This window comes from Vibrio harveyi (assembly GCF_030060435.1).
GTDB lineage: Bacteria > Pseudomonadota > Gammaproteobacteria > Enterobacterales > Vibrionaceae > Vibrio > Vibrio harveyi.
In genome coordinates this window covers 1,937,601-1,957,390 of sequence record NZ_CP125875.1, presented here as the reverse complement: position 1 = coordinate 1,957,390, position 19,790 = coordinate 1,937,601, and the positions used below count along the sequence as shown (strand labels likewise).

At 44.7% G+C, this 19,790-nt stretch carries 21 protein-coding genes and 1 tRNA gene; 19 read left to right on the top strand and 3 right to left on the bottom strand.

Annotated features, from left to right (window positions below; translation table 11 throughout):
• Nucleotides 1–39: 39 nt before the first annotated feature.
• Nucleotides 40–609, bottom strand: a complete 570-nt coding sequence (locus QMY49_RS09370; protein WP_009698271.1) for a YecA/YgfB family protein — start codon at nucleotides 607–609, stop codon at nucleotides 40–42.
• A 94-nt stretch (nucleotides 610–703) separates the two neighbouring features.
• Between QMY49_RS09370 and QMY49_RS09365 the strand changes: the two genes are divergently transcribed.
• The 3 genes from QMY49_RS09365 (at nucleotide 704) to QMY49_RS09355 (ending at nucleotide 4,378) form a co-directional block, all read left to right on the top strand.
• The gene (locus QMY49_RS09365; protein ID WP_045488050.1) at nucleotides 704–3,124 is read left to right on the top strand and encodes a hybrid sensor histidine kinase/response regulator; all 2,421 of its coding nucleotides are present in this window, start codon (nucleotides 704–706) and stop codon (nucleotides 3,122–3,124) included.
• 572 nt (nucleotides 3,125–3,696) lie between these two features.
• The gene (locus tag QMY49_RS09360; RefSeq protein ID WP_283311183.1) at nucleotides 3,697–4,146 is read left to right on the top strand and encodes an L-alanine exporter AlaE; all 450 of its coding nucleotides are present in this window, start codon (nucleotides 3,697–3,699) and stop codon (nucleotides 4,144–4,146) included.
• 144 nt (nucleotides 4,147–4,290) lie between these two features.
• Nucleotides 4,291–4,378, top strand: a tRNA-Ser gene (locus tag QMY49_RS09355).
• A 131-nt stretch (nucleotides 4,379–4,509) separates the two neighbouring features.
• Here the strand turns inward: QMY49_RS09355 and exsE2 are convergent.
• Entirely contained in the window at nucleotides 4,510–4,791 is a 282-nt protein-coding gene (gene exsE2 / locus QMY49_RS09350; protein ID WP_283311182.1) for a T3SS regulon translocated regulator ExsE2, read from the bottom strand.
• A 7-nt stretch (nucleotides 4,792–4,798) separates the two neighbouring features.
• The gene (locus QMY49_RS09345) at nucleotides 4,799–5,245 is read right to left on the bottom strand and encodes a type III secretion system chaperone (RefSeq protein WP_283311180.1); all 447 of its coding nucleotides are present in this window, start codon (nucleotides 5,243–5,245) and stop codon (nucleotides 4,799–4,801) included.
• 373 nt (nucleotides 5,246–5,618) lie between these two features.
• Between QMY49_RS09345 and QMY49_RS09340 the strand changes: the two genes are divergently transcribed.
• The 16 genes from QMY49_RS09340 to QMY49_RS09265 all read left to right on the top strand — a co-directional run bounded on the left by QMY49_RS09340 (nucleotide 5,619) and on the right by QMY49_RS09265 (nucleotide 19,549).
• A complete protein-coding gene (locus QMY49_RS09340) occupies nucleotides 5,619–6,026 on the top strand; it encodes a YscW family type III secretion system pilotin (RefSeq protein WP_005450280.1) in 408 nt (135 codons plus the stop codon).
• Nucleotides 6,027–6,610: 584 nt separating this feature from the next.
• Nucleotides 6,611–7,471, top strand: a complete 861-nt coding sequence (locus QMY49_RS09335; protein ID WP_005450279.1) for a helix-turn-helix transcriptional regulator — start codon at nucleotides 6,611–6,613, stop codon at nucleotides 7,469–7,471.
• Nucleotides 7,472–7,614: 143 nt separating this feature from the next.
• Nucleotides 7,615–8,595, top strand: a complete 981-nt coding sequence (locus tag QMY49_RS09330) for a T3SS regulon anti-activator ExsD domain-containing protein (RefSeq protein WP_005450278.1) — start codon at nucleotides 7,615–7,617, stop codon at nucleotides 8,593–8,595.
• A 12-nt stretch (nucleotides 8,596–8,607) separates the two neighbouring features.
• Nucleotides 8,608–9,036: a YscB family type III secretion system chaperone gene (locus QMY49_RS09325; RefSeq protein ID WP_005450277.1), complete on the top strand. Its 429-nt coding sequence runs from the start codon at nucleotides 8,608–8,610 to the stop codon at nucleotides 9,034–9,036.
• A gap of 65 nt (nucleotides 9,037–9,101) precedes the next feature.
• Nucleotides 9,102–10,907, top strand: coding sequence for a type III secretion system outer membrane ring subunit SctC (gene sctC, locus QMY49_RS09320; protein ID WP_430381702.1), 1,806 nt, complete (start codon nucleotides 9,102–9,104; stop codon nucleotides 10,905–10,907).
• A 5-nt stretch (nucleotides 10,908–10,912) separates the two neighbouring features.
• A complete protein-coding gene (sctD, locus tag QMY49_RS09315; RefSeq protein ID WP_283311173.1) occupies nucleotides 10,913–12,214 on the top strand; it encodes a type III secretion system inner membrane ring subunit SctD in 1,302 nt (433 codons plus the stop codon).
• Nucleotides 12,201–12,407 (top strand): EscE/YscE/SsaE family type III secretion system needle protein co-chaperone, encoded by a 207-nt coding sequence (locus tag QMY49_RS09310; RefSeq protein ID WP_005450274.1) that lies wholly within the window; start codon nucleotides 12,201–12,203, stop codon nucleotides 12,405–12,407. Before sctD ends, QMY49_RS09310 begins: the two co-directional genes overlap by 14 nt.
• A gap of 15 nt (nucleotides 12,408–12,422) precedes the next feature.
• Nucleotides 12,423–12,671, top strand: coding sequence for a type III secretion system needle filament subunit SctF (sctF, locus tag QMY49_RS09305; protein WP_009698265.1), 249 nt, complete (start codon nucleotides 12,423–12,425; stop codon nucleotides 12,669–12,671).
• 3 nt (nucleotides 12,672–12,674) lie between these two features.
• Nucleotides 12,675–13,031, top strand: a complete 357-nt coding sequence (locus tag QMY49_RS09300; protein ID WP_005441753.1) for a YscG family type III secretion system chaperone — start codon at nucleotides 12,675–12,677, stop codon at nucleotides 13,029–13,031.
• Nucleotides 13,031–13,663: a YopR family T3SS polymerization control protein gene (locus QMY49_RS09295; protein WP_009698264.1), complete on the top strand. Its 633-nt coding sequence runs from the start codon at nucleotides 13,031–13,033 to the stop codon at nucleotides 13,661–13,663. Before QMY49_RS09300 ends, QMY49_RS09295 begins: the two co-directional genes overlap by 1 nt.
• Nucleotides 13,664–13,671: 8 nt before the next feature.
• Entirely contained in the window at nucleotides 13,672–14,016 is a 345-nt protein-coding gene (sctI, locus tag QMY49_RS09290) for a type III secretion system inner rod subunit SctI (protein ID WP_005450269.1), read from the top strand.
• A gap of 2 nt (nucleotides 14,017–14,018) precedes the next feature.
• Complete coding sequence (sctJ, locus tag QMY49_RS09285) at nucleotides 14,019–14,762, top strand: type III secretion system inner membrane ring lipoprotein SctJ (RefSeq protein ID WP_005441767.1); 744 nt, start codon at nucleotides 14,019–14,021, stop codon at nucleotides 14,760–14,762.
• On the top strand, nucleotides 14,755–15,420 hold the full coding sequence (gene vscK, locus QMY49_RS09280) for a SctK family type III secretion system sorting platform protein VscK (protein WP_009698262.1): 666 nt from the start codon (nucleotides 14,755–14,757) through the stop codon (nucleotides 15,418–15,420). Before sctJ ends, vscK begins: the two co-directional genes overlap by 8 nt.
• Nucleotides 15,399–16,034, top strand: a complete 636-nt coding sequence (locus QMY49_RS09275) for an HrpE/YscL family type III secretion apparatus protein (protein ID WP_005441770.1) — start codon at nucleotides 15,399–15,401, stop codon at nucleotides 16,032–16,034. The genes vscK and QMY49_RS09275 overlap by 22 nt, the downstream gene beginning before the upstream one ends.
• Before the next feature lie 224 nt (nucleotides 16,035–16,258).
• Entirely contained in the window at nucleotides 16,259–16,654 is a 396-nt protein-coding gene (locus QMY49_RS09270; RefSeq protein ID WP_283311165.1) for a hypothetical protein, read from the top strand.
• 3 nt (nucleotides 16,655–16,657) lie between these two features.
• Nucleotides 16,658–19,549: an ADP-ribosyltransferase gene (locus QMY49_RS09265; protein ID WP_283311163.1), complete on the top strand. Its 2,892-nt coding sequence runs from the start codon at nucleotides 16,658–16,660 to the stop codon at nucleotides 19,547–19,549.
• The last annotated feature ends 241 nt before the right edge of the window (nucleotides 19,550–19,790 follow it).

Sequence of the window (19,790 nt, the reverse complement as noted above, 5' to 3'; positions counted from 1 at the left end):
CTTTTTCATTCTGTCTTATGTCTCTCACAGGGGGGGAGTTTATTCTTGCTCAGCTAGCATTACGCCACGTTGAGTCAGTCCGCAAAGCATCATCGGCATTGCGTTGAAGATCTCTTCAAACTGCTCTAGACCTTCCATACCTTGCTCTGCAAGTGTCGCGATTGTCGTTTCTGGATCGTAAAGCATAGTTAGAGAAAGCAGTACGCCACCAAGCAATGCACTGTCTTCACTGTCATCAGGCATCAACGTTTCCCAATCGTCACGAGACAATTGCCAGCCTTGAAGTACACCCTCACAGAAATCACGCGTGTTTGCAGATACGATATCTTGATCATCCAGCTCGCATCCTTCAGGCCATAGCCATGCACCTTCCAGTAGCGCTGGGCGTGTTTGGTTCCACATTTGAATGATCTCATCGATGTACTGTTCCAGTTGCTCACCATCAGAGAAAGGTGCTGTTTCTTCACCGCCCCATAGGAATGGTAGCCACTCTTGAGGATTCAACACGTTTGGCGCACATGCCATAGACGTAACAAAGCCTTGAGTTTTCGCTAGGTTTAGTAGTTTTCCATCAAGTTCTGGAAGAGAAAGGATGTCTTGTAGTTTCAAAATAGAATACCATTTGTTAATGGGCTGGTTGGTTGGCTAATCTTACCAATCAATCAGTGATAAATCGATATTAGGGAATGATTCGTCTACATCTATGGAAATTCGTTCGTCACTCAGAAACAAAAGCATTCTCGCCCTGACACTTTATTTGTGTTTCTTCATCGCGACCATTGGTTCTGTTGTTTACCTCGTTGTTGAGCCTCCAGTGCGTGAAAAGCTTGAGCGTAATTTGGATTTGCGAACTCAATTGCTCGCCTCACAGATTGAAGGACCGCTAACCAGTTCCGTTGGTTTGCTCAATAGCCTTGTAGGGTTAGGGCAGACGCCAACACCAAGTATTTCACTTCAAGATACGATTCCCCAGTTACTCGCGGTGAGCGACGACATCATCGTCAGTGGCGGATTATGGCCAAAACCAACATTGGAAGATGAACGTTGGCAATATACAAGCTTATTCTTCAATAAGAATGACAACGGCAGCTTGGATCAAATCTATTCCTACAATAATCCAGAGTCTGGTGGCTACGACAACGAACCTTGGTACCAGTCTGTTGCAAACAAACCTGCAGGGGCAGTGAGTTGGTCTGGCGTGTATATCGATACCTTCACGCAAGTTCAGATGATCACGGCTTCAGCGCCTTATTACAAAGAGGGTGTTTTTGCCGGAGTGGCAACCGTAGACTTGTCTTTGGAAGCGTTATTCCAGTTCATTCGTGAACATACAAATCAATACTCATTAGGTGTTGTGATTCGTGATGCCGATGACCAAGTCGTGATTGAGCACAACTTTCAGCTTACTAAGAACATATACATCAGCCAGCTCGGGTTTGGTGGCTTTAATTGGCGCATGGATGTGGTGAATGCCAAGGTCAAAGTATCGGATCAAGTCTTTAATCAAGTAATGAGTGTTGAGACCGGTGTTATCCCATTTCTACTGCTCTGCGTGCTGGTGGGTTACTACCTATTAAACCGATACATTGTAGAACCGATTGTTCGAATTGCTAAGAAAGTGGATGACTCCAAAACGGGCGGCATTATCGATATCGCCTATGAGAGTGAAGATGAAATCGGGCACTTAATCACCAAGTTCAATGAAAAGACGGTTTACCTTGAGCGTGAACGGGTTAAGGCGCAGGCATCTACAAACGCAAAAACAGCCTTCTTAGCAACCTTGTCTCATGAAATCCGAACGCCGATGAATGGGGTGTTGGGAACCGCACAAATACTGCTGAAAACTCATCTAACTGACGAACAAAGAAAGCACTTAAATACCTTGTATGATTCTGGCGATCACATGATGACGCTACTGAATGAAATTCTTGATTACTCGAAAATTGAGCAAGGACACATTGAGCTCGACAACACGCCTTTCCCAATCGAATCGATTCTCGGTAGTATCAACAGTGTGTATCACACTTTATGTGCCGAAAAGGGGCTGCAATTTAGAGTTATTTCTAATGTTCCATTTGGACGTTGGTACAACAATGACAAAGCACGCCTGCGCCAGGTGTTATTTAACCTCCTCAATAACGCAGTGAAGTTCACGGATCGTGGCTTTGTTGAAGTCGAACTGACCGAGCATGTGAAAGATGGCATAACCAAACTAACCATTAGTGTGAAAGACACTGGGATTGGTATCAGCCCTGATGCGCAGAAACGCATTTTCCGACCATTCGAACAAGCCGAATCGTCGACAACACGTCGATATGGCGGCACGGGTCTTGGGTTGGCGATAGTGAAGCAGATTTCAGAGCATATGGGCGGGAGTATTACTGTTCAAAGCCAAGAGTGTATTGGCACCAAGTTTATTGTCGAACTTGAGCTCAACCCTTGTGAGGCTGGGGTGTTAGAAGCATCTAATACACATAAACTTGATTGCCAAGGCTTACGTGCGCTTATCGTGGAAGACAACCGTACGAACACCATCATTATGGAGACCTTCTTGCGCTCTAAAGGGTTTGTATGCGTTTGTGTCGAGAATGGGCAGCAAGCAGTAGAGCAGGTGTCGAAGCATGAATTTGATTTGGTGTTGATGGATAACCACATGCCAGTACTTGATGGCGTAGGAGCGATTGCTGTTATTCGCTCTATGGATGCACCAGCTCGCTCGGTTTTGATCTTCGGCTGTACTGCAGACGTCTTCAAAGAAACGCAGGAGCGTATGTTAGATGTAGGGGCAAACCATATCATCGCCAAACCGATTGTTGAATCAGAACTCGATGATGCTTTGTATCGTCATGCGTCGATACTTTATCAATACCAAGACAAGCAAAGCGGAGAACAACCTAAACCTCAAAACGCCGAGGCATTGTTGCTGAACTTCTATATGGCATTAGATGATGGCAACTTGGAACAAGCAATGACGACACTTTCTCACATTTTCGAAAGTGCCAAACCAAATGTCTCTGATGAACTGAATAAAGTTATCCAACGCATCGAAGACTATTTGAGTAAAGCGCTTACCCCTGAGCAAGAGGACATCGACCAACTGACGGTACTGTTAGCAGAACACTAACTCCGTGCATTCACTAAGTAGTGTAGGGTACTTCCTACATTACTTATACCCAAGTGATTTCAAGATGCAGGACTCAGAGCGTTGTCGTTTCTCGATTTAGAGTAACTAGATCTTTAAATCGCCGCTGCGCCTACAAACCAAGTCATCCTTGATGAACCTAGCATCTCGATGTTACTTGGGTATAACCTCCATCTTCACTTCCCATTCTATAAACTTCGTGTTTACTCTGAATTTGCTTGATCCAATAGCATGAGACGATCTTTTTGAAATTCATTTGCCAGATATTTCTCTAGTTTTCTGTGTTTTTTCGCGAGCTAACTGGCTTAAAAGTAAATAAATTACGTTTTAAAACTCCATTTTGAAGTGTTTTATGGGGCTTTTTACTGATTTTGGTGAAAGCTGCTACTTTTGCTTTGAAAGTTAGTTATTAATTTACAACTCATATTTTAAAACGGAATCATAAACTGAAAATAATGTGATTTAATAGCGCTATTAACTGCTATGTGGTTTTAAATGCAGTAAATGATTTTATAGATGTTATTTTTATTGGTGTTTGATTTTAGAGGTTGTAAATGAAGTCTCGTGGACCATTTTGTATTCGCAATGCCGCAGCGGATACTTTTGCTATGGTGGTTTTTTGTTTTATTACAGGGATGATTATCGAGATCTTGATTTCGGGTATGACGTTTGAGCAGTCTTTAGCATCACGCACATTGTCTATCCCAGTAAACATCGCGATTGCATGGCCTTACGGTATGTTCCGTGATTGGGTATTACGCCAAGGTAAAAAACTATCACCCTCTTCGTTTATGAAGAACGTGTCTGACTTGGTGGCGTACGTATTGTTCCAATCTCCAGTCTATGCGGGCATTTTGCTGGCAGTAGGCGCGTCAACTGACCAAATCATCACGGCAGTAGCAAGTAATGCAGTTGTGTCATGTGGCATGGGTGTCCTTTACGGTTACTTCTTAGATCAGTGTCGCCGTTGGTTCCGAGTTCCAGGTTACTATCAAGAAGCCTAATTGCCCCAGTTTTGCGCAATTTAGCTAGATAGTGAGCAAACAAACGCAAAAGGGCGCTTTTTTTCGTGTTTAGCCTTGACCATCAGGAACATAATCATTAAATTAGCGCCTCGTTAGCCAATGATGCTAACCACAATTAGATTCGGTGAGTTGTCCGAGTGGCTGAAGGAGCACGCCTGGAAAGTGTGTATACGGCAACGTATCGAGAGTTCGAATCTCTCACTCACCGCCACATTCTTGAAAAAAGACGTCCTAGGACGTCTTTTTTTGTATCTGCAGTTTAGAAACAACAAAAGCCCCGAGAGTTCGGGGCTTTTCGTTTTTGGCGAAGCGAGTGCTTGTTTAAAGTCGGTCTTATTGAGGTTAACTGAGCACTTGAACCTTTCTATTTAACAAAGCTTGTACCGCATTGGAATCTTTCTCGAAGCTTAAGATTGAGTTGCAAATATCGACGTTTGCAAGCATCGACAGAGACTCACTTAACTCTAGCTTGGAGTTAGCTCGGTTCACCTCTCGCTCTTTAGGGCTTATCTGCACAACGGTTCGACCTAGAAACGAGCCTTGCTTTACAGAGGCTGTTTGCTCGGTATGTTCTAACCGGTCGATAGACAAGTTCTTTGGTGTTGGTTGGATGTCATTGGACATAGGGTACCTAAACTCTTAAGTCCGAGCTCTGAAGCATAGATGGTGAAACTTCCATTGCGATATGGGCAGACAACAATGACTCCCAAGATTCGCTCTGTGTGAGCAGCTCAGCAAGTGCACTCTCAAACAACTCATAGTCGAGCTGCTCGGTCTGAAGCAACCTGTTTAAACAAAGCTTGTGCCTGTGGTTATCTAGGCTAAAAAACAGTTGATGCTCAGACCAATGATAGTTGAATGCCAAAAAAGAACGATAAAGTTCAGAATTAACAATTTGTAGGTCGACAATCTCTGCTTCTAGTTGAAGCGTTTCTGTATCTGGGTGGAAAATGAAATGCACTCTTAAGTTATCGTCAAAAGCTAAACCCAGTTCGTCTTCAGTCAAATGTAATTCAGGCAAACCTATTTGATGAGCAAACTTAAGCAAAACCTCATCTACGATTTGGCGCGCTGACATAGAAGCAGTCCTTTTTAGAATTTTATCATCGAAATTATGGAAAGTTAAAACTGATGTTTATCAATATTGGTTGGAATTTTTTATATAAGCGTTTTTTCTATGCGGATAATAAAAACTTATCAACTATGTTGCTTATGTCTCAAGTGTTGTACCACTTACCTTTGCAGAAAGTTTGAGCATTTATTTGGAAGCAGTATCAACTATAAAATAAAGGCAATAAAAATTCCTTATCAAATAATAATGAGTCTTACTTTTGAGAATCTATATTGTCCGAATGGTGTATAAAATAATAGTTGATCTTTTATATATTTGTGTACCAAAATTGCGCCTGCTCATTTTTATTTAAAACATATTCAGTCAAATAGAATCCATAATGAAATGTAATACGTATATTCCGATACTAAGTGCATTGCTTCTCAGCGCTTGTGCTACCACAAATACGGTATCAGATGGGTTTTCTAATCATATTCAAGGAACGCTATTTGGTTGGATAACGTTTGATGATTACGTCGCTCCAGTGAGTACTTCTGTAAACGTCGAAGTATGTCAGGTTTCAGATAATCAATGCTTTACAGTTGTACAGCAAGACTATCAAGGGGTTCAGTTACCTGTTCAGTACTCGGTTGTTATTGCTCCAATACAAGCTGGAAATGGCGAAATGAAAGTGCGCGCTATATTGCGTTCTCAAGGTGAAATTATCGCAAAAAAAGAAGAGCAGTATATTTTTACGCAAGGCAGTGTACATAAGGACTTAAAGCTAGAAGCTTATAAGAATTACTAAAAAAAGTAATCGTTTTCATTTGTCTTTATTATTTAAAAAAATTAAGACAATTGAAAGTAATATCTCCAGACCTAGGTCTCTATTAATCAATCAACTTAGGTCATCGGGTCAGTTTGTCTTTATATGAATATCGGTTGCGCCCATCATAATTTTTATGGTTATATCCACCGCCTTGGATACGTTGGCTAGGTAGAATGGTTTAAAAATAAACAGCTCAAAGTTGTTAGAAATATCAATATAAATGAAGTAGACTTTAATATTAGTACTTTCATTTATTCTAATATAAAAAGAGTTTTTGCTGCTTTAGTATCACTAGTTATAAGTTGAACTTTAGCAAAAGCTTATTAATTCCCGAAAACAATACATAACAATATCGGGAAGGTTTCTTTGCCAAGACTATTTTGCTACCAAAGGTAGCGCTTGAGCTATTCGTTATTATTCGGGGGGTATGGGAGTGTTATGCGCTTCTATGCTCTTTTCTTTGCTTCTTTAATTGAAATTGTCCTGCGTTTGTCTTCGCACTGCGGGACTTTGACAGTTTCTCTGATGGGGATTAGAGAAATTAAAATTATGAAGGGTAGAAAATGGATGTGTTAGGCCAACTAAACACAGAAAGGGTCGACTCGCGCTTGCGAAAAATCCATAGTGCTTGCTGCTATGAAAAACACGATGAAGTATTTCATTCTAGTCAATCTCACATTGTTGTCGTTCACAATGGTCAACTGAGAGTCCAAACAGGGGATTGCACGCTAGACGTTGTTGCTGGTTGTGGAATTTATCTCTCTCAAGGGGATTACTTACTAGAATACACACCGATAGATGGTCAATATACGGCTTCTGTTATCGAGTTTGACAATGAACTGGTGAGTCAACTATTGCAAAAGCATAGTGATCTTTTGATGTCGTTGCCAAAGGTTGAAAATGTTCAGTCTGGATTATTCCCTTTTACTCTCAACTTATTGATAGAACAGACACTATCAGGAATGAAGACGCTAGAAGAACAGTCTTTTCCTGATGCTATTATGCGCTTAAAGTATGAGGAAATGCTCATCTTATTGTTGCATGGGGACCAAGGTGAACACCTCTACGCGTTGTTATCACAACTGACAAACCGAACCTCAGATCGACTGCGTCGCTTTATGGAGCTTCATTACCTTAAAGAGTGGAAACTGACCGACTACGCCCAAGAATTTGGTGCGAGTTTGACTACGTTTAAAGAGCTCTTTAATGAATATTATGGTATTTCTCCTAGAGCGTGGATCAGTGAACGTCGTTTATTGCATGCTCACAAGCTATTGCTCACAAGCAAAATGAGCATCGTCGACGTTGCGATGGAAGCGGGGTTCTCAAGCCAATCTTACTTTACACAAAGTTATCGCCGCCGCTTCGGAACGACACCAAGTAAGGTTCGTTCTGGAGATGAACAAGTAGCAATTGCTAAGTGAAATGTCTGACGACTAAAATTTTCTGACTAATTTTGAAAGGCATTAACTGACGTAAACTCTATTATGCTCAGCGTAACAACGAACAAAACTATTACCTCTACTTCCTTCTGGATTGTTCGAAGTAGATGCGGAGAAGAACACAAATGAAAAAGCAGCATTGGCGACGCCGTTCGCTTTTTCCTAACAACATTGTGACGCAAAGGAAGGTCACTGTTTTACAGCGAGGCGCACGATACGAAGGTTTATCCCAATCATCGCAAGAGCCCAATGTTGTTAATGTCAATCACCGACAGCTACTCAGTGAAGGCGTTCTGAGTTACGACCAATTGTCTTTACTCCAGCGCTTGCTTGATCGCAATGTCGTCGATTGTTTATGTGCTAGTCAGCTGATTAAGACATATCAAAAGCTTGGTACGTCTCTAGATCGATTTGCTATGCGCCTCTTTTTAGAGGTGGGTGGGCAACTCAGTGACAATCGTGCGTTGAGCACTTTTGAACAAAGACTGGATTACATTAATCACCGATTAGGTTACCGCTTCAATCTAGCGTCACCTAAAACGCTGATCCTTTCGATGTACTTGACTCTAAATGAGTGGGTTAATCAGCAGACGGATCAGACGGTGTTGCATGATTCCATCAAGCTTGAACAGTTAATCAATCAACTGAGTATTCAGAAAGAGTATTGGTTGAGATTGTCTGGAGAAGAGAGCAGTGCGATTTTTGCAGAGCAACAACTGGAACTGATTAAGAGCCAGCAGAGTGAATTGCATGAGCAGCTAAGTGTTCTCAATGAGCAGCAAAACCAAGTGGTTGAATCTCATCGAGCATTGGTTGAAGAGTGGAAACCAACTCTAGAAAAACTCAAGGGCTTATCTGAGTACAGCAGAACGTCGGATAAGTTTATCTCTGAATGGAAAATATGGTGTAGCGAAGCGCGAGTACAAGCGCCTGAGCTAAACGATGTTTGGGATGCGTGTGATCTTGTATACAGCGACCTAAATGCCGTCGCGAAAATTTGGCAATGGTTTCAAGACATGCAAACCGTTGGCAGCGTAGATCATTACTACTTTGACATTCAGAGCAACCAGTGCGGTCAAGCTTGTAACCATCTCAGCCAGATTTAAATAGGGCTAAATATGTTAGATCAAATGATGAAATCTCTAGCGGCAACGCTAGGGGTTGGGGATTTTATTGCCTCAAATAATGGTTCCTATGACATCGAAGTCGACCAGATGCTGCTTAACATTCGGCAGCAATCATCATGGGTCTTGTGGGAAACCGTTCTCCCATTTCAGTTTGAACAGCACCTTGATTATCAGAAAGAACAGGCGCTAAAGCACTGTATGCAGCTCTCTTTGAAAACGTTGCGAGATACGCGTTGCACGTTAACGGTGAACGACAAAGCGCAGTTGATTGTGCAAGGCAAAATGAATATGGAAAGCGCAACGACAGAAGCGCTTTGTACGCAACTTTCTCAACACGTGAATTTGGTGGAGCAGTTCAGCGATTTGCTCGAGCACCAGCGTGTTAATCATACCGTTAGCCACAGTGTTTGGATTCCATAATGCTTGCAGTTTTAAAGACACAAATGCGCAGACTCGTGTTATCAGCGGTGTGTGCCTCAAGCTTGATGATGGCACTTCCTTCTCATGCTTCTGAGCTTAATTGGTCTGATCAACCGTTTCGTTACTACGCGGACAATGATTCGCTAAAAGAATTACTGAACAACTTTGGCGCAAACTACCGCGTTTCTGTATCGGTGAGCGATAAAGTAAATGACCGTGTCAGTGGTCGATTTACACCAGAAGACCCAGCCGAGTTTCTCGACTATTTGGCGCAAGTTTACAACTTGATGTGGTACTTCGATGGCGCGGTACTTCATGTATACAAAGCGACGGAAACTCGTTCGCGATTGCTACAGCTAGAACTGCTAACGGCTCGTGAACTGCGTAGCACGCTGATTTCAACAGGGATCTGGGATTCTCGTTACGGTTGGCGCGCAGCAGAAAATAAAGGTCTGGTTTACTTGGCTGGTCCTCCGAGGTACGTCGATCTGGTTGTGCAAACGGCAGAAGCGCTGGAAAGCCGACTGGTACAAAAATCCAACTCTACGGATGAATTGTTTGTTGACATTATTCCGTTGAAGTACGCCTCTGCGACGGATAGAGAGATCACTTATCGTGACCAAGGGGTGACGGTGCCAGGTATTGCTTCGGTATTGAGCCGAGTTCTATCCGGTGTTCAAACTCAAGTTAAGGTGGCGAATGAGAGCGACGAAGCAGGAGCGAGTAAGTCTGCAACAGTGACTAAAAAAGCTTCTGTCCATAGCGGCGCATCGGTAGAAGCTGAACCAGGGTTAAATGCGATCATTGTGCGCGATACGCAAGCTCGATTGCCGCTGTATCGCAAGTTGATTGCTCAGTTGGATCAGCCGCAGTCAAGAATCGAAGTGGCGCTTTCAATTGTTGATATCAGCGCGAACGATTTGAGTCAGCTTGGTGTTGACTGGCGAGCTGGTGTTGCGGTTGGTAACAACAGCATTCTGGATCTCAAAACAACGGGTGACGTCGGTGATGGCGATGTCGAGCTTGGCAGCGGACAAACCTTTAAGTCTTTGCTTGACGCAACGAACTTGAATTACCTATTGGCTCAAATCCGTTTGCTTGAATCTAGAGGCAGCGCGCAGGTAGTTTCAAGACCAACCTTGCTAACACAAGAAAACGTGGAAGCCGTACTCAATAACAGCAGCACCTTTTACGTCAAGTTGATCGGTAAAGAGACGGCAGCATTAGAGCAAGTGACGTACGGTACGTTATTGAAAATCGTGCCTCGTATCGTCGGCGATCGATTTGTGGAAAGACCAGAAATCAACCTGAGTCTGCACTTAGAAGATGGTGCGCAAATCTCTGATGGTGGCATCGACGGTGTGCCTTCAATTCGCAAGACAGAAATCAGCACACTGGCGACAGTGAAACAGGGACAAAGCCTGCTCATCGGTGGTGTATACCGTGACGAAATCAGCAACAAGCTGCGAAAAGTCCCTTTGCTAGGAGACATTCCATACCTTGGTGCTTTGTTTAGAAGTACGGAAAACACCACAAGAAGAACGGTACGTATGTTCATTATCGAGCCAAGAATCGTTGTGGATGGTATTGGCGACAACGTTCTCATCGGCAATGAATATGATTTAAGACCAAAGATTGGCACGTTAAACAACATTTCAAACAACAGTGCAGACCTTAAATCAGCGCTTGCCTTGTACAGCTGTACGACTCAAGTGCAAGCCGAGCGTTACCAGCAAGATTTGTTGTCACAAGGAAAGTCATCGTTGCTAGCAGAATGCGAGCTTCCTACGGGACAAAAAGGATGGCGAGTACAAATTAAAGAGTGTAATGGCTCAGAGAATCATTGCGTTCGACCATTAGAGGAGCAGTAGCCTCAATGCAGCAATGGAAAATTCGTATCCTCTCCGGTGTCCATTCCGGAGTGGAAGTCACCTTACCCAATGATTCATTGGTATTAGGTAGTGATGATTTTACTGCAGATTTGGTGTTAACCGACTCTGGCATCAAAGCAAGTCACCTTGTTTTGGTTTGCGATGGCGAAACAGTTTTATTGCGCGATTGTGAAGAGGTCTCCATCAACAATGAGAGTGTCACCGTGGATGCTGGTGGCATTGAGCTGGCGCGAAACGCGCTGGTCTCTGTGGGTCGTTTAACCTTTGCAGTCGGTTATCTAGAAGACGATTTGGTTATCGATGTGGCAAGCGATACATCAGACAAGCAAGCTGCCCCCGTCAGCCATAAACCATCGTCAGGTTGGAAGAGAACACTGCTCATTGGATTGATGTGTAGCTTGATTCCAAGCGTGATATTTGCAGGCGTTTGGTACAGTCAAATTCATGCCAGTGACAAAGACGCCATCACCGCAGCAGAACCGATTGTCTTGGTGCGCAACATTCTTAGCGAGCTCAAACTTGACGATGTTCGTGTTGAATGGAACGCAAGTGCTCGACAGGCGGTACTTGAAGGTTACGTCGAAGACAGAACACAGAAACTCCAACTACTGGGTCGGATTGATGCCTTAGGTATCAACTACAAAAGTGACCTGAGAACGATGGAAGAGATACGCCGTGGTGTGCGCTTTATCTTGCGCAACCTCGGTTATCACCAAGTCAAAGTCGAAAATGGTGATGAGACAGGCACGCTGCTGCTAACGGGCTATATCGATGACGCAAGTCGTTGGAGCCAGGTTGAGCAGATATTAGAACGCGATGTCCCTGGACTTGTTGCTTGGAAGGTCGAGCTACAAAGAGCGGGTGCGTACATGGATACGCTTAAAGAACTGTTAGAAAAAGCGGAGCTCTTGAAAAAAGTTCAGCTTGTGACTAGCGGTGACCGCATCGAAGTTCGTGGTGAGCTTGATGACATTGAGACCACTCGATTTTATGGCGTAACGAGAGATTTCCGTGAGCAGTATGGCGAGAAACCTTATTTGGTTTTGAAGTCCATTCCTAAGGTAAGCAAAGGAACCAACATCGATTTTCCGTTTCGTAGCGTGAACTTTGGTCGAGTCCCTTACGTCATCCTCACAGACAATGTTCGTTACATGGTAGGTGCCCGCACTCCTCAAGGATATCGCATTTCTAGCGTTACTCCTGCAGGGATTGAACTCGTAAAAGGCGGGCGAGTGATCACTATTGATCTAGGGTACGAAGGTGAAAATACCAATGACAAATCTTGAGCAGTTATTACAAGGCGATTCAGGACAGCAAGAAAAAGAGGCGATCATCCTCAAGTTCAAGCAAGCGCAGTCAGCAGTAAAGCGTCAGCTCGATCTTGGTTGTTCACCACAAGAATATCAATTGCTACTCAAACAGCATGAGGCGTATCAAGCAGCCTTAACTGTAATTGAAACTTTCAAAGACAATAAATAAAAAGAGGCGATACCTATGTCATTTTATGATTCGAGTAAAAGTGTTTATCTCGACGACGTTAAGGCGAAACTAGAAGCACAAGCTCAAAAAGCGAACGAGGACGTAAACACGGCAATCAAAAACCTAGAAACGAACGCAGACGATCCGTCGAAGCTTGCAGAGCTGCAGCACACAATCAACAAATGGTCTGTGGTTTACAACATCAACGCGACCACAACTCGTGCAATCAAAGACGTGATGCAGTCGATTCTGCAGAAGGTGTAAGTTATGGATAAAGACATGCGTTTGCTGCTGGCTGAAACAGCGTTGATGGCAACCGGTCTGCATCGTCATGAAGAGGCAAATACCATCGCGGAATGCCTTGAGTCACAAGGTGGTGCAGAAGAAGTCGTCGCTATGATTCGTTCAATGAGTTTGATGAATCGTGGCTTGTACGAAGACGCTCATCGTCTACTTGAACCGCTTTGTATGACGTACCCAGACTTAATCAGTCTGGCAGCGTTAGCAGCAGGAAAAGCTGGGCTATCAAGCAAAGCGGAGTCTTGGCTAGATATGGCATCAAAAGGCAGTGAAGAAAACCAAGCCTTTGCCATGAGTTTCTCTAAGGACATCAGGAACCTTTAATGAAGGTTGAAAACAACGCATTCAACTACACGCTCGGTCATGTGCAGCAACCTTCTAGAGTTGATGCACATGATGCGAACAAGATGAGCCGTTTAATGAGTGATAGCTCATCAGATAAGAGCACATCGTCGACGCAAAAGAGCACGGACAGCGTCACACAAGCCGAAGCCAAAACAACGGCGATAAAGGAATGGTACGAGACGCTAAAACGTACTGGAAATTTCAGTGCTACTACGCTCAACAGTACGCTTGAAGGTGCGTTTTCCTCGCCTAGCGAGAAGAAAGAAGCGTTATGGTACGCCTTTAGTCAGGAGAGAAGTGCAAAGGGCACCGATAAAGCGTCACCAGAATTGTTGGCATCATTAGAGCAAGAGTTGTTGGGCAGTTTTTCGGGGCGCTTATTAGCGGAACCCCCTAAAGACCGCCAAGAGTTGAAAGCGTTGCTTTCTGAGCATTTCCCGCTTGGCGCGCAAAAAGAACAAGCGCTTTGGCACAGTTGGGCAGAGTTGAAAGACATCCCTGATCAAGCCCCAGTGTTGGACATGGTCCGAAAAGAGCTGAGCTTTGTTATACAAAAGAATGCCATGGTCAAGAACATGTTGACTTACAGCCACAAACTAGACCTCTCATAGGAATGGATATGATCAATACGCAGTACACAGAAGTAATGCAAACCAACCTCGAGCAAGTGCAAGACGCACAAGCTGAAGAGGGGCTTAGTGAGCGTTTCGAGCAAGCGATGCTAGCGCCGGAGGGAAACCACGGTTTAGAAGGTGGCTTGTTAGAAAACATTAGCGAACTGAAAAATACCATCGACAATGCAAAAACCAGTTTAACCGACAGCATGAAAATGGTCGGTGACGACCCCGCTCAACTTTTGCAGATGCAGTGGGCGTTGACTCGAATTACCTTTCAAGAAGAGCTGATTGCTAAGACGGTAGGTAAAACGACACAGAACGTAGAAACACTGTTGAAGGCCCAATAGTCATGATGAAGACAATGCGTGCGGCGTGCATGTTACTCGTTTTATTTTTAGTCGGTTGTCAGACGGAGCTATACACTGGAGTAAGCCAGAAAGAAGGCAATGAAATGCTGTCTATTCTGCTTTCTGAGGGCGTAGTGGCAACGAAAGAGCCGGATAAAGACAACACCGTTAAATTGATGGTCGATAACGCCCAGATTGCGTTTGCGGTTGATGCACTGAAACGTAAAGGTTATCCGAGAGAGCAATTTTCAACACTGAAAGAAGTGTTCCCGAAAGACGACCTGATCTCGTCTCCGCTTGCTGAAAGAGCGAGACTTATCTACGCGAAATCGCAAGAGCTGTCTTCAACCTTGTCACAAATTGATGGTGTGCTAGTGGCTCGCGTTCACGTTGTACTTGAAGATCAAAACCTTCGTCCAGGTGAGCGTCCGACGCCAGCATCGGCATCTGTGTTTATCAAACACGCAGCGGATGTCGCTCTGGATTCTTACGTCCCTCAAATCAAGCTGTTGGTGAACAACAGTATCGAAGGGCTGAATTACGATCGTATTAGCGTGGTTATGGTGCCATCTTCAGAAGTTCGAGTGACGGCTCAGGGCAACCAATTTGAAAGTATTTTGTCGATTCAAGTAACCAAAGACACGGCAAGCCATTTGATTGCAATCCTCGTATTCTTAGTGCTACTCGTCATTGGTTCTAACGCGGCGACGTTTGCATGGTGCCGCAGGAATGCAAAACGTGGTTAATTCTGATACGCCGGTTTCTCAGATTCAGCATCAGTTTAACTATTGTCCTTGCAGCTATATTGATGAGAGCTGGGTAAGCGAAAAACAGCCTTGGTTGTTACGACTCCAAGGCTGGAGGGAGCAAGCGACGATCAATCAGTGGTGCATTGAAGAGTGGCAGCTATCGTCGATTACTGACCATGTCTTTAATCATCCATTTAACAGTTTGGCACTGTTGCCAGCCGAAGCGACCAACAGATTGTTGTTGATGATTGGCGGAGCAATGTATTGCGAATCGATGCGCCAAGTCGTATTGAAACAGCCTAAACAGTGTCTCAATCATGTTTTTGGTGTCGATGAAACCCGCTTTCTTATTCAGCAAGGACCAATGATGATTTCAAACTGGCCAAGCGGTTGGCAAAAATCGTTGCCGCCGACTTTAGATGAAGCCAGCTTTGAAAAGACTGCCCGTGAGCTCGGCTATCTATGGATAAGATTCCTATTGGCAAAATCGCCCTCTGAGCTCGTGCAAAGATGGCAGTTCAAACTCGAACGTTCACTCACTCAAACCACACTCAATGCAGATTGGTTGGATGAAACGCATCGAGATCTTGCTTATCGACTTATAAAGAAAATCGCAAAACAGGTAATTCCTCAATGGTTTCATTTGTTGAAATAAAAACCGACAACTTACAGTTGGCTCCGGGTCTAAAAATTCTCAAAGCAAAAGATTATGTGAGTTACTTAGATTCGCAACATTTGGTTGAAGCAGCACATTCCAAAGCCGAGAGCATTGTTGCTAAAGCCGACGAAGCCTATGAGTTAGAAAGACAACGTGGTTATCAAGATGGTATCGATCAAGCGAAGATCGAGAACGCGGAAACCATGATGGCGACGCTAGCAAGATGTAATGAATACTACTTGCAGGTCGAACAGAAAATGACAGGTGTAGTACTGGATGCAGTCAGAAAGATCATCAGCAGCTTTGATGATGTGGATACAACTGCAAGTGTCGTAAGAGAAGCGCTTCAACTGGTTAGCAACCAAAAACAAGTGATCTTGCATGTGCACCCAGAGCAGGTGGCTGAGGTTCGAGAAAAGGTTTCTTCAATACTCAGTGACTTCCCTGAAGTTGGTTATGTTGAAGTGATCGCCGATGCGCGACTCAAAAATGGCGGATGTATCTTGGAAACGGAAGTCGGCATCATTGATGCCAGTATCGACGGACAGTTGCAAGCGCTCAAACAAGCGATTACCAAGCAGTTCAGCGAGCGCCAACAGGTACTTTCATAACGCCTATCTTTGAAACTTGAAAGCTCAGCGATGCTGGGCTTTTTTGCTTTCAGTGGCTGGCTATTTCTAGATTCAGCATCAATTTTCTCTCACTAGCATGCAAATGAAAGCGGCGAGCGCTAACTGATAAAAGCCGCCCTAAAAACTTCTGACCAAAAGTGATATATGGCGAATGCCCTTGCGCTTATCGTTTTGATTATTCAATACGAAAAGGGGTCCTCGCAATGAACAAAGAAGAAATCATAAACAACTGGCTATCCGACTTATCTGGTGGGCAATGGCAGCTTTTGAATGATCAATGTAACTTGGTTGGCGAAGATGGTATGCATTACGCCACGATTTTCAATTATGAAAATCGCATGGTGGTCATGTTCCCTTTGTCACCAGCCAAACAGCCAGAAGGGGGCATATCGCCTTCCAAACTGCTGGCGCTTAATTCTCACCCTGATGTCGTCGGCATTGCGTCGTTCTCGTTAGCGGCAGACAACGCTACTGTTGTACTCAATTTTTCACTGCCGGATGACTCCGTGGTGAATAGTGACCTCAATGTCTTTTGGCAAAATGCGCTCAGTTTACGCAGTGCCTTGTTTGATGCGATCACTGAATCCACTGCGGGGTGATCGATGCAAACGACGATTCGCACAGACGGGGCGACAAGTACCGCGGCTTTACTGTCCTCGCAACAGACACCAAGAGCGGTTAATACCTCTTTAAGTCAGACCCCATCGGTCTCCGTTTCCCTAGTTGGTAATCAGCCGCCGCTGAACACGCAACCTGTCTCAATGCCGCCATTGCGTCAGGCTGTGGAGGAGTTTAACCATGCCATCATGCGTGCTGCACAGTATGAAGGCAGCATTGAAAATTTGGTCCGAGATAAGGTGAATGCGCAGTTTCCAACAACCTCTGACGCGGTGAAAAACCAGATAGTTGCTCAGTCGGTGGAGAAGATTGCAGAAGCCAACCAAGCATTTGAGTTTAACCATTTGGGCAATGACCTGCTGCAGAACCCTGCAGTTGAGTACATGTCTCAATCGTTTTTGCGTCGAATCTTAGAAAACGTAGCGATCGCTCAAGCGAAAGATCCTTCAGTGCCAGTAGCAAAGACAAATGAAGACGCAGGTATCGGTTTTCTGGACGGCTGGAGTGACGACGACGCTAAGTGGGCAGAGCAGCTCAACAGCGTACTCAATGACCCTAAAGCCAATGCTCGGGTACTGACTACATTAGCTTATAGTCATTTGAGGGTATTTCGTGATCCTTCGCGACTTAAGATGATGGGCGATGCCGTGAATCAGCTATTGCTGAATGCCAAGGAAGCGAATCAAAGGCTGAACATTTTTCACTCACACGGTGCAGGGGCAAAGCCCGAGATCTCGACTCCGACCACAACCCAACCCCATGGTTGGGCATGGCTTAAGTATGCCGATTGGAATACAAGTGAAGCGCTTGGCAACAAAACCGGCAATGACTTTATCGGCAGTCGTCAAAACGGCGACCCTCATAAAGGGACCGGATTCAAGTTTCAAGGAATGCAGGAGGCCATGAAGCCTGCGGCTTATCACAACGACGCCGTTGCTTTAAAAGAGCGTTCAGAGCATGAGTCCGGCTATGGTGGTTTCGTTATCAATGATAAAACCTTAACCACGATTGGTCAGGATGAGCCAACTTCAGTCAACTGGCGCCAACAGAACATGGATAAGAAATTACCTATGTTTGCTGGACCATCTAGTACCACCTCTTTTATGTACGAAGTGGCACGCCTTCTCAAAATGCCCGCTTCTGAAGCGCAAGCATTTCGAGCCTTGCTATTGGGGTGGATGATTCAGCCACGTGATCACAGTTTTACAGAGATCATGGGAGCACTGGATGCTTATGCGATGGAGCACAACGACCACGGCGCTGCGACGGTAGACAGTGATGGCATGATGGCGTGGCAAGCGCGCGAGACGGGCAATTGGCTTGGTGCTTACGAGGGTCTAGTGAGCCAAGACATCGACTTACCCGGAATGGAAGCCAAGACAATCACGCTAAATGGGCAAGAAATTCATTTACCTGCGATTGAACCGGTGAAAATGAGTGTTGAGGAGTTCGACCATTCTGTGACTCAAGGGAAAGGCTACCCATCACAATATGCTGGGAGTGAATATCTTGATGCACTGGCGCAGGCTGCTCAGAGTCATCAAGAGGCGGACGATACCTTTGGTCTGGCTTCTGAGAAAATTCTCTACGCTGCGCAAAATATGAACGACTTGAAGTTATACAATACCGAGCAGAGAACCATGCCGGAATTGCCTGAGCGAACACCGTCAGGACAGCCATTCATTGACGGTGTTAAAGCGGAAGCGTTAGGCAATTGGTTAGAGCGTCAGTCTCCTGAGCAATATCAACAGCTTCTCAGCAATGCTGCATCTTTGTTGGCGGAATCTTCACAGGAAGGATCGCTGAGTAATGTTTTTCGTTACGGCGACCGTAATGACGTGTGGGATACTTTTCGTACGGTAGATAAGTCAAACATGCTTGATGCTCAGTTGGTGCTAAAAAACAAACCTGATCACCAAGATGCGTTGGCCTTTTTACAAGATGTCGTGAGTAGCAAAGCTACGCCAGCTGAACGCCAACAAGCGGTATTAGAAGCCATTGGTGATGATGCGAATAACCAAGCGACGTTGATTAACGTGATGCTGCTGGCGACGACTCGATTTTACACAGGGAACGGCGCGAATATTATCAACCCAGGCTACGGCGACTTTGCTCCGCCAAAGAACGAGAGTGAAATGGAGATTCGTCTTCAATCGTTCCTAAAACGTAACCAATACACCAGTTCTGCTGAGCGAGCGCAGGCGAAGAAAGAGTATCGTCAGACCGTGGATATGTTGCAGGCTGCGCTAGACTCTCCAATGTTTGAGCGATACTCCGGTAAAGTCTGGCATGGCTGTCACACTAGTGTCGCCGATGCGGCGTTAGAGAAAGGAACCGGTTTTCAGTTTCCTGGATTCATGAGTACAACGCGTGCTCCAGACGTGGCACAAAGTTACATGGCGAAAGGTGCGCTTTTAGTCATCAACCCTACGCCAGACATCGGGATGAATATTGAACCTATCAGCAAAGCTGAAGGTGAGAGAGAAATCTTGGTTCCTGCGGGGACGTCTTTTACTGTTGAACAAAGCTACACCTTACATCTCGAGAAAGGTTACCCGTCTTCAGCCAATACTATGATGAAAAAGCGAATCCACGATGCAGAAGTTGCGATGGGTCGCCGCCAACCTCATGTGACCATACGTGTGACGACGCCAGAGATGGAAAAAGCGGGTTTGAGTGGTAAAAGCGATCCAAAAGGAGAGGCGGAGCTTGCTGACTTGATTGATCATATCAAGAAAAATAGCTCGAACATGGAAGAGCAAACCAAAGTTGTGGTTTTGAGCCGAGAATCCAGTGCACCAAACGTCAGTGTGGCGAATGCGGATAAAGCGGCAACAGAAGCCTTTAAACCGATGTATTCTGGTGGCTTTGTTTAGCTAAGTCCTCATCTAATTAACGAAATCCATTCAACTTGAAGTATCTCAGCAGCTGTAACTTGCTTGAGATTGAAAGAGTAAAGCTGGGTATATGGTGAGATTCTTTGATTCTCACCATATACCTTTCTATAAACGGCTTAAAACGAAAAAAAGCCGACCATATCTGGCATATTTTGTCGCTGTTATTGAGCACAATACTCCCATCAACTGACAATCTGTTCATCTTTAAAGGTTTTACTAT

Coding starts and splice junctions, on each gene's coding strand:
- QMY49_RS09275 (WP_005441770.1), top strand. CDS start 15,399: ATGGTTTCATTTGTTGAAATAAAAACCGACAACTTACAGTTGGCTCCG.
- QMY49_RS09300 (WP_005441753.1), top strand. CDS start 12,675: ATGGATAAAGACATGCGTTTGCTGCTGGCTGAAACAGCGTTGATGGCA.
- QMY49_RS09340 (WP_005450280.1), top strand. CDS start 5,619: ATGAAATGTAATACGTATATTCCGATACTAAGTGCATTGCTTCTCAGC.
- QMY49_RS09295 (WP_009698264.1), top strand. CDS start 13,031: ATGAAGGTTGAAAACAACGCATTCAACTACACGCTCGGTCATGTGCAG.
- sctC (WP_430381702.1), top strand. CDS start 9,102: ATGATGGCACTTCCTTCTCATGCTTCTGAGCTTAATTGGTCTGATCAA.
- QMY49_RS09330 (WP_005450278.1), top strand. CDS start 7,615: ATGAAAAAGCAGCATTGGCGACGCCGTTCGCTTTTTCCTAACAACATT.
- QMY49_RS09325 (WP_005450277.1), top strand. CDS start 8,608: ATGTTAGATCAAATGATGAAATCTCTAGCGGCAACGCTAGGGGTTGGG.
- QMY49_RS09270 (WP_283311165.1), top strand. CDS start 16,259: ATGAACAAAGAAGAAATCATAAACAACTGGCTATCCGACTTATCTGGT.
- sctD (WP_283311173.1), top strand. CDS start 10,913: ATGCAGCAATGGAAAATTCGTATCCTCTCCGGTGTCCATTCCGGAGTG.
- sctF (WP_009698265.1), top strand. CDS start 12,423: ATGTCATTTTATGATTCGAGTAAAAGTGTTTATCTCGACGACGTTAAG.
- QMY49_RS09310 (WP_005450274.1), top strand. CDS start 12,201: ATGACAAATCTTGAGCAGTTATTACAAGGCGATTCAGGACAGCAAGAA.
- QMY49_RS09365 (WP_045488050.1), top strand. CDS start 704: ATGGAAATTCGTTCGTCACTCAGAAACAAAAGCATTCTCGCCCTGACA.
- exsE2 (WP_283311182.1), bottom strand. CDS start 4,791: ATGTCCAATGACATCCAACCAACACCAAAGAACTTGTCTATCGACCGG.
- QMY49_RS09360 (WP_283311183.1), top strand. CDS start 3,697: ATGAAGTCTCGTGGACCATTTTGTATTCGCAATGCCGCAGCGGATACT.
- QMY49_RS09335 (WP_005450279.1), top strand. CDS start 6,611: ATGGATGTGTTAGGCCAACTAAACACAGAAAGGGTCGACTCGCGCTTG.
- sctI (WP_005450269.1), top strand. CDS start 13,672: ATGATCAATACGCAGTACACAGAAGTAATGCAAACCAACCTCGAGCAA.
- QMY49_RS09345 (WP_283311180.1), bottom strand. CDS start 5,245: ATGTCAGCGCGCCAAATCGTAGATGAGGTTTTGCTTAAGTTTGCTCAT.
- QMY49_RS09265 (WP_283311163.1), top strand. CDS start 16,658: ATGCAAACGACGATTCGCACAGACGGGGCGACAAGTACCGCGGCTTTA.
- sctJ (WP_005441767.1), top strand. CDS start 14,019: ATGATGAAGACAATGCGTGCGGCGTGCATGTTACTCGTTTTATTTTTA.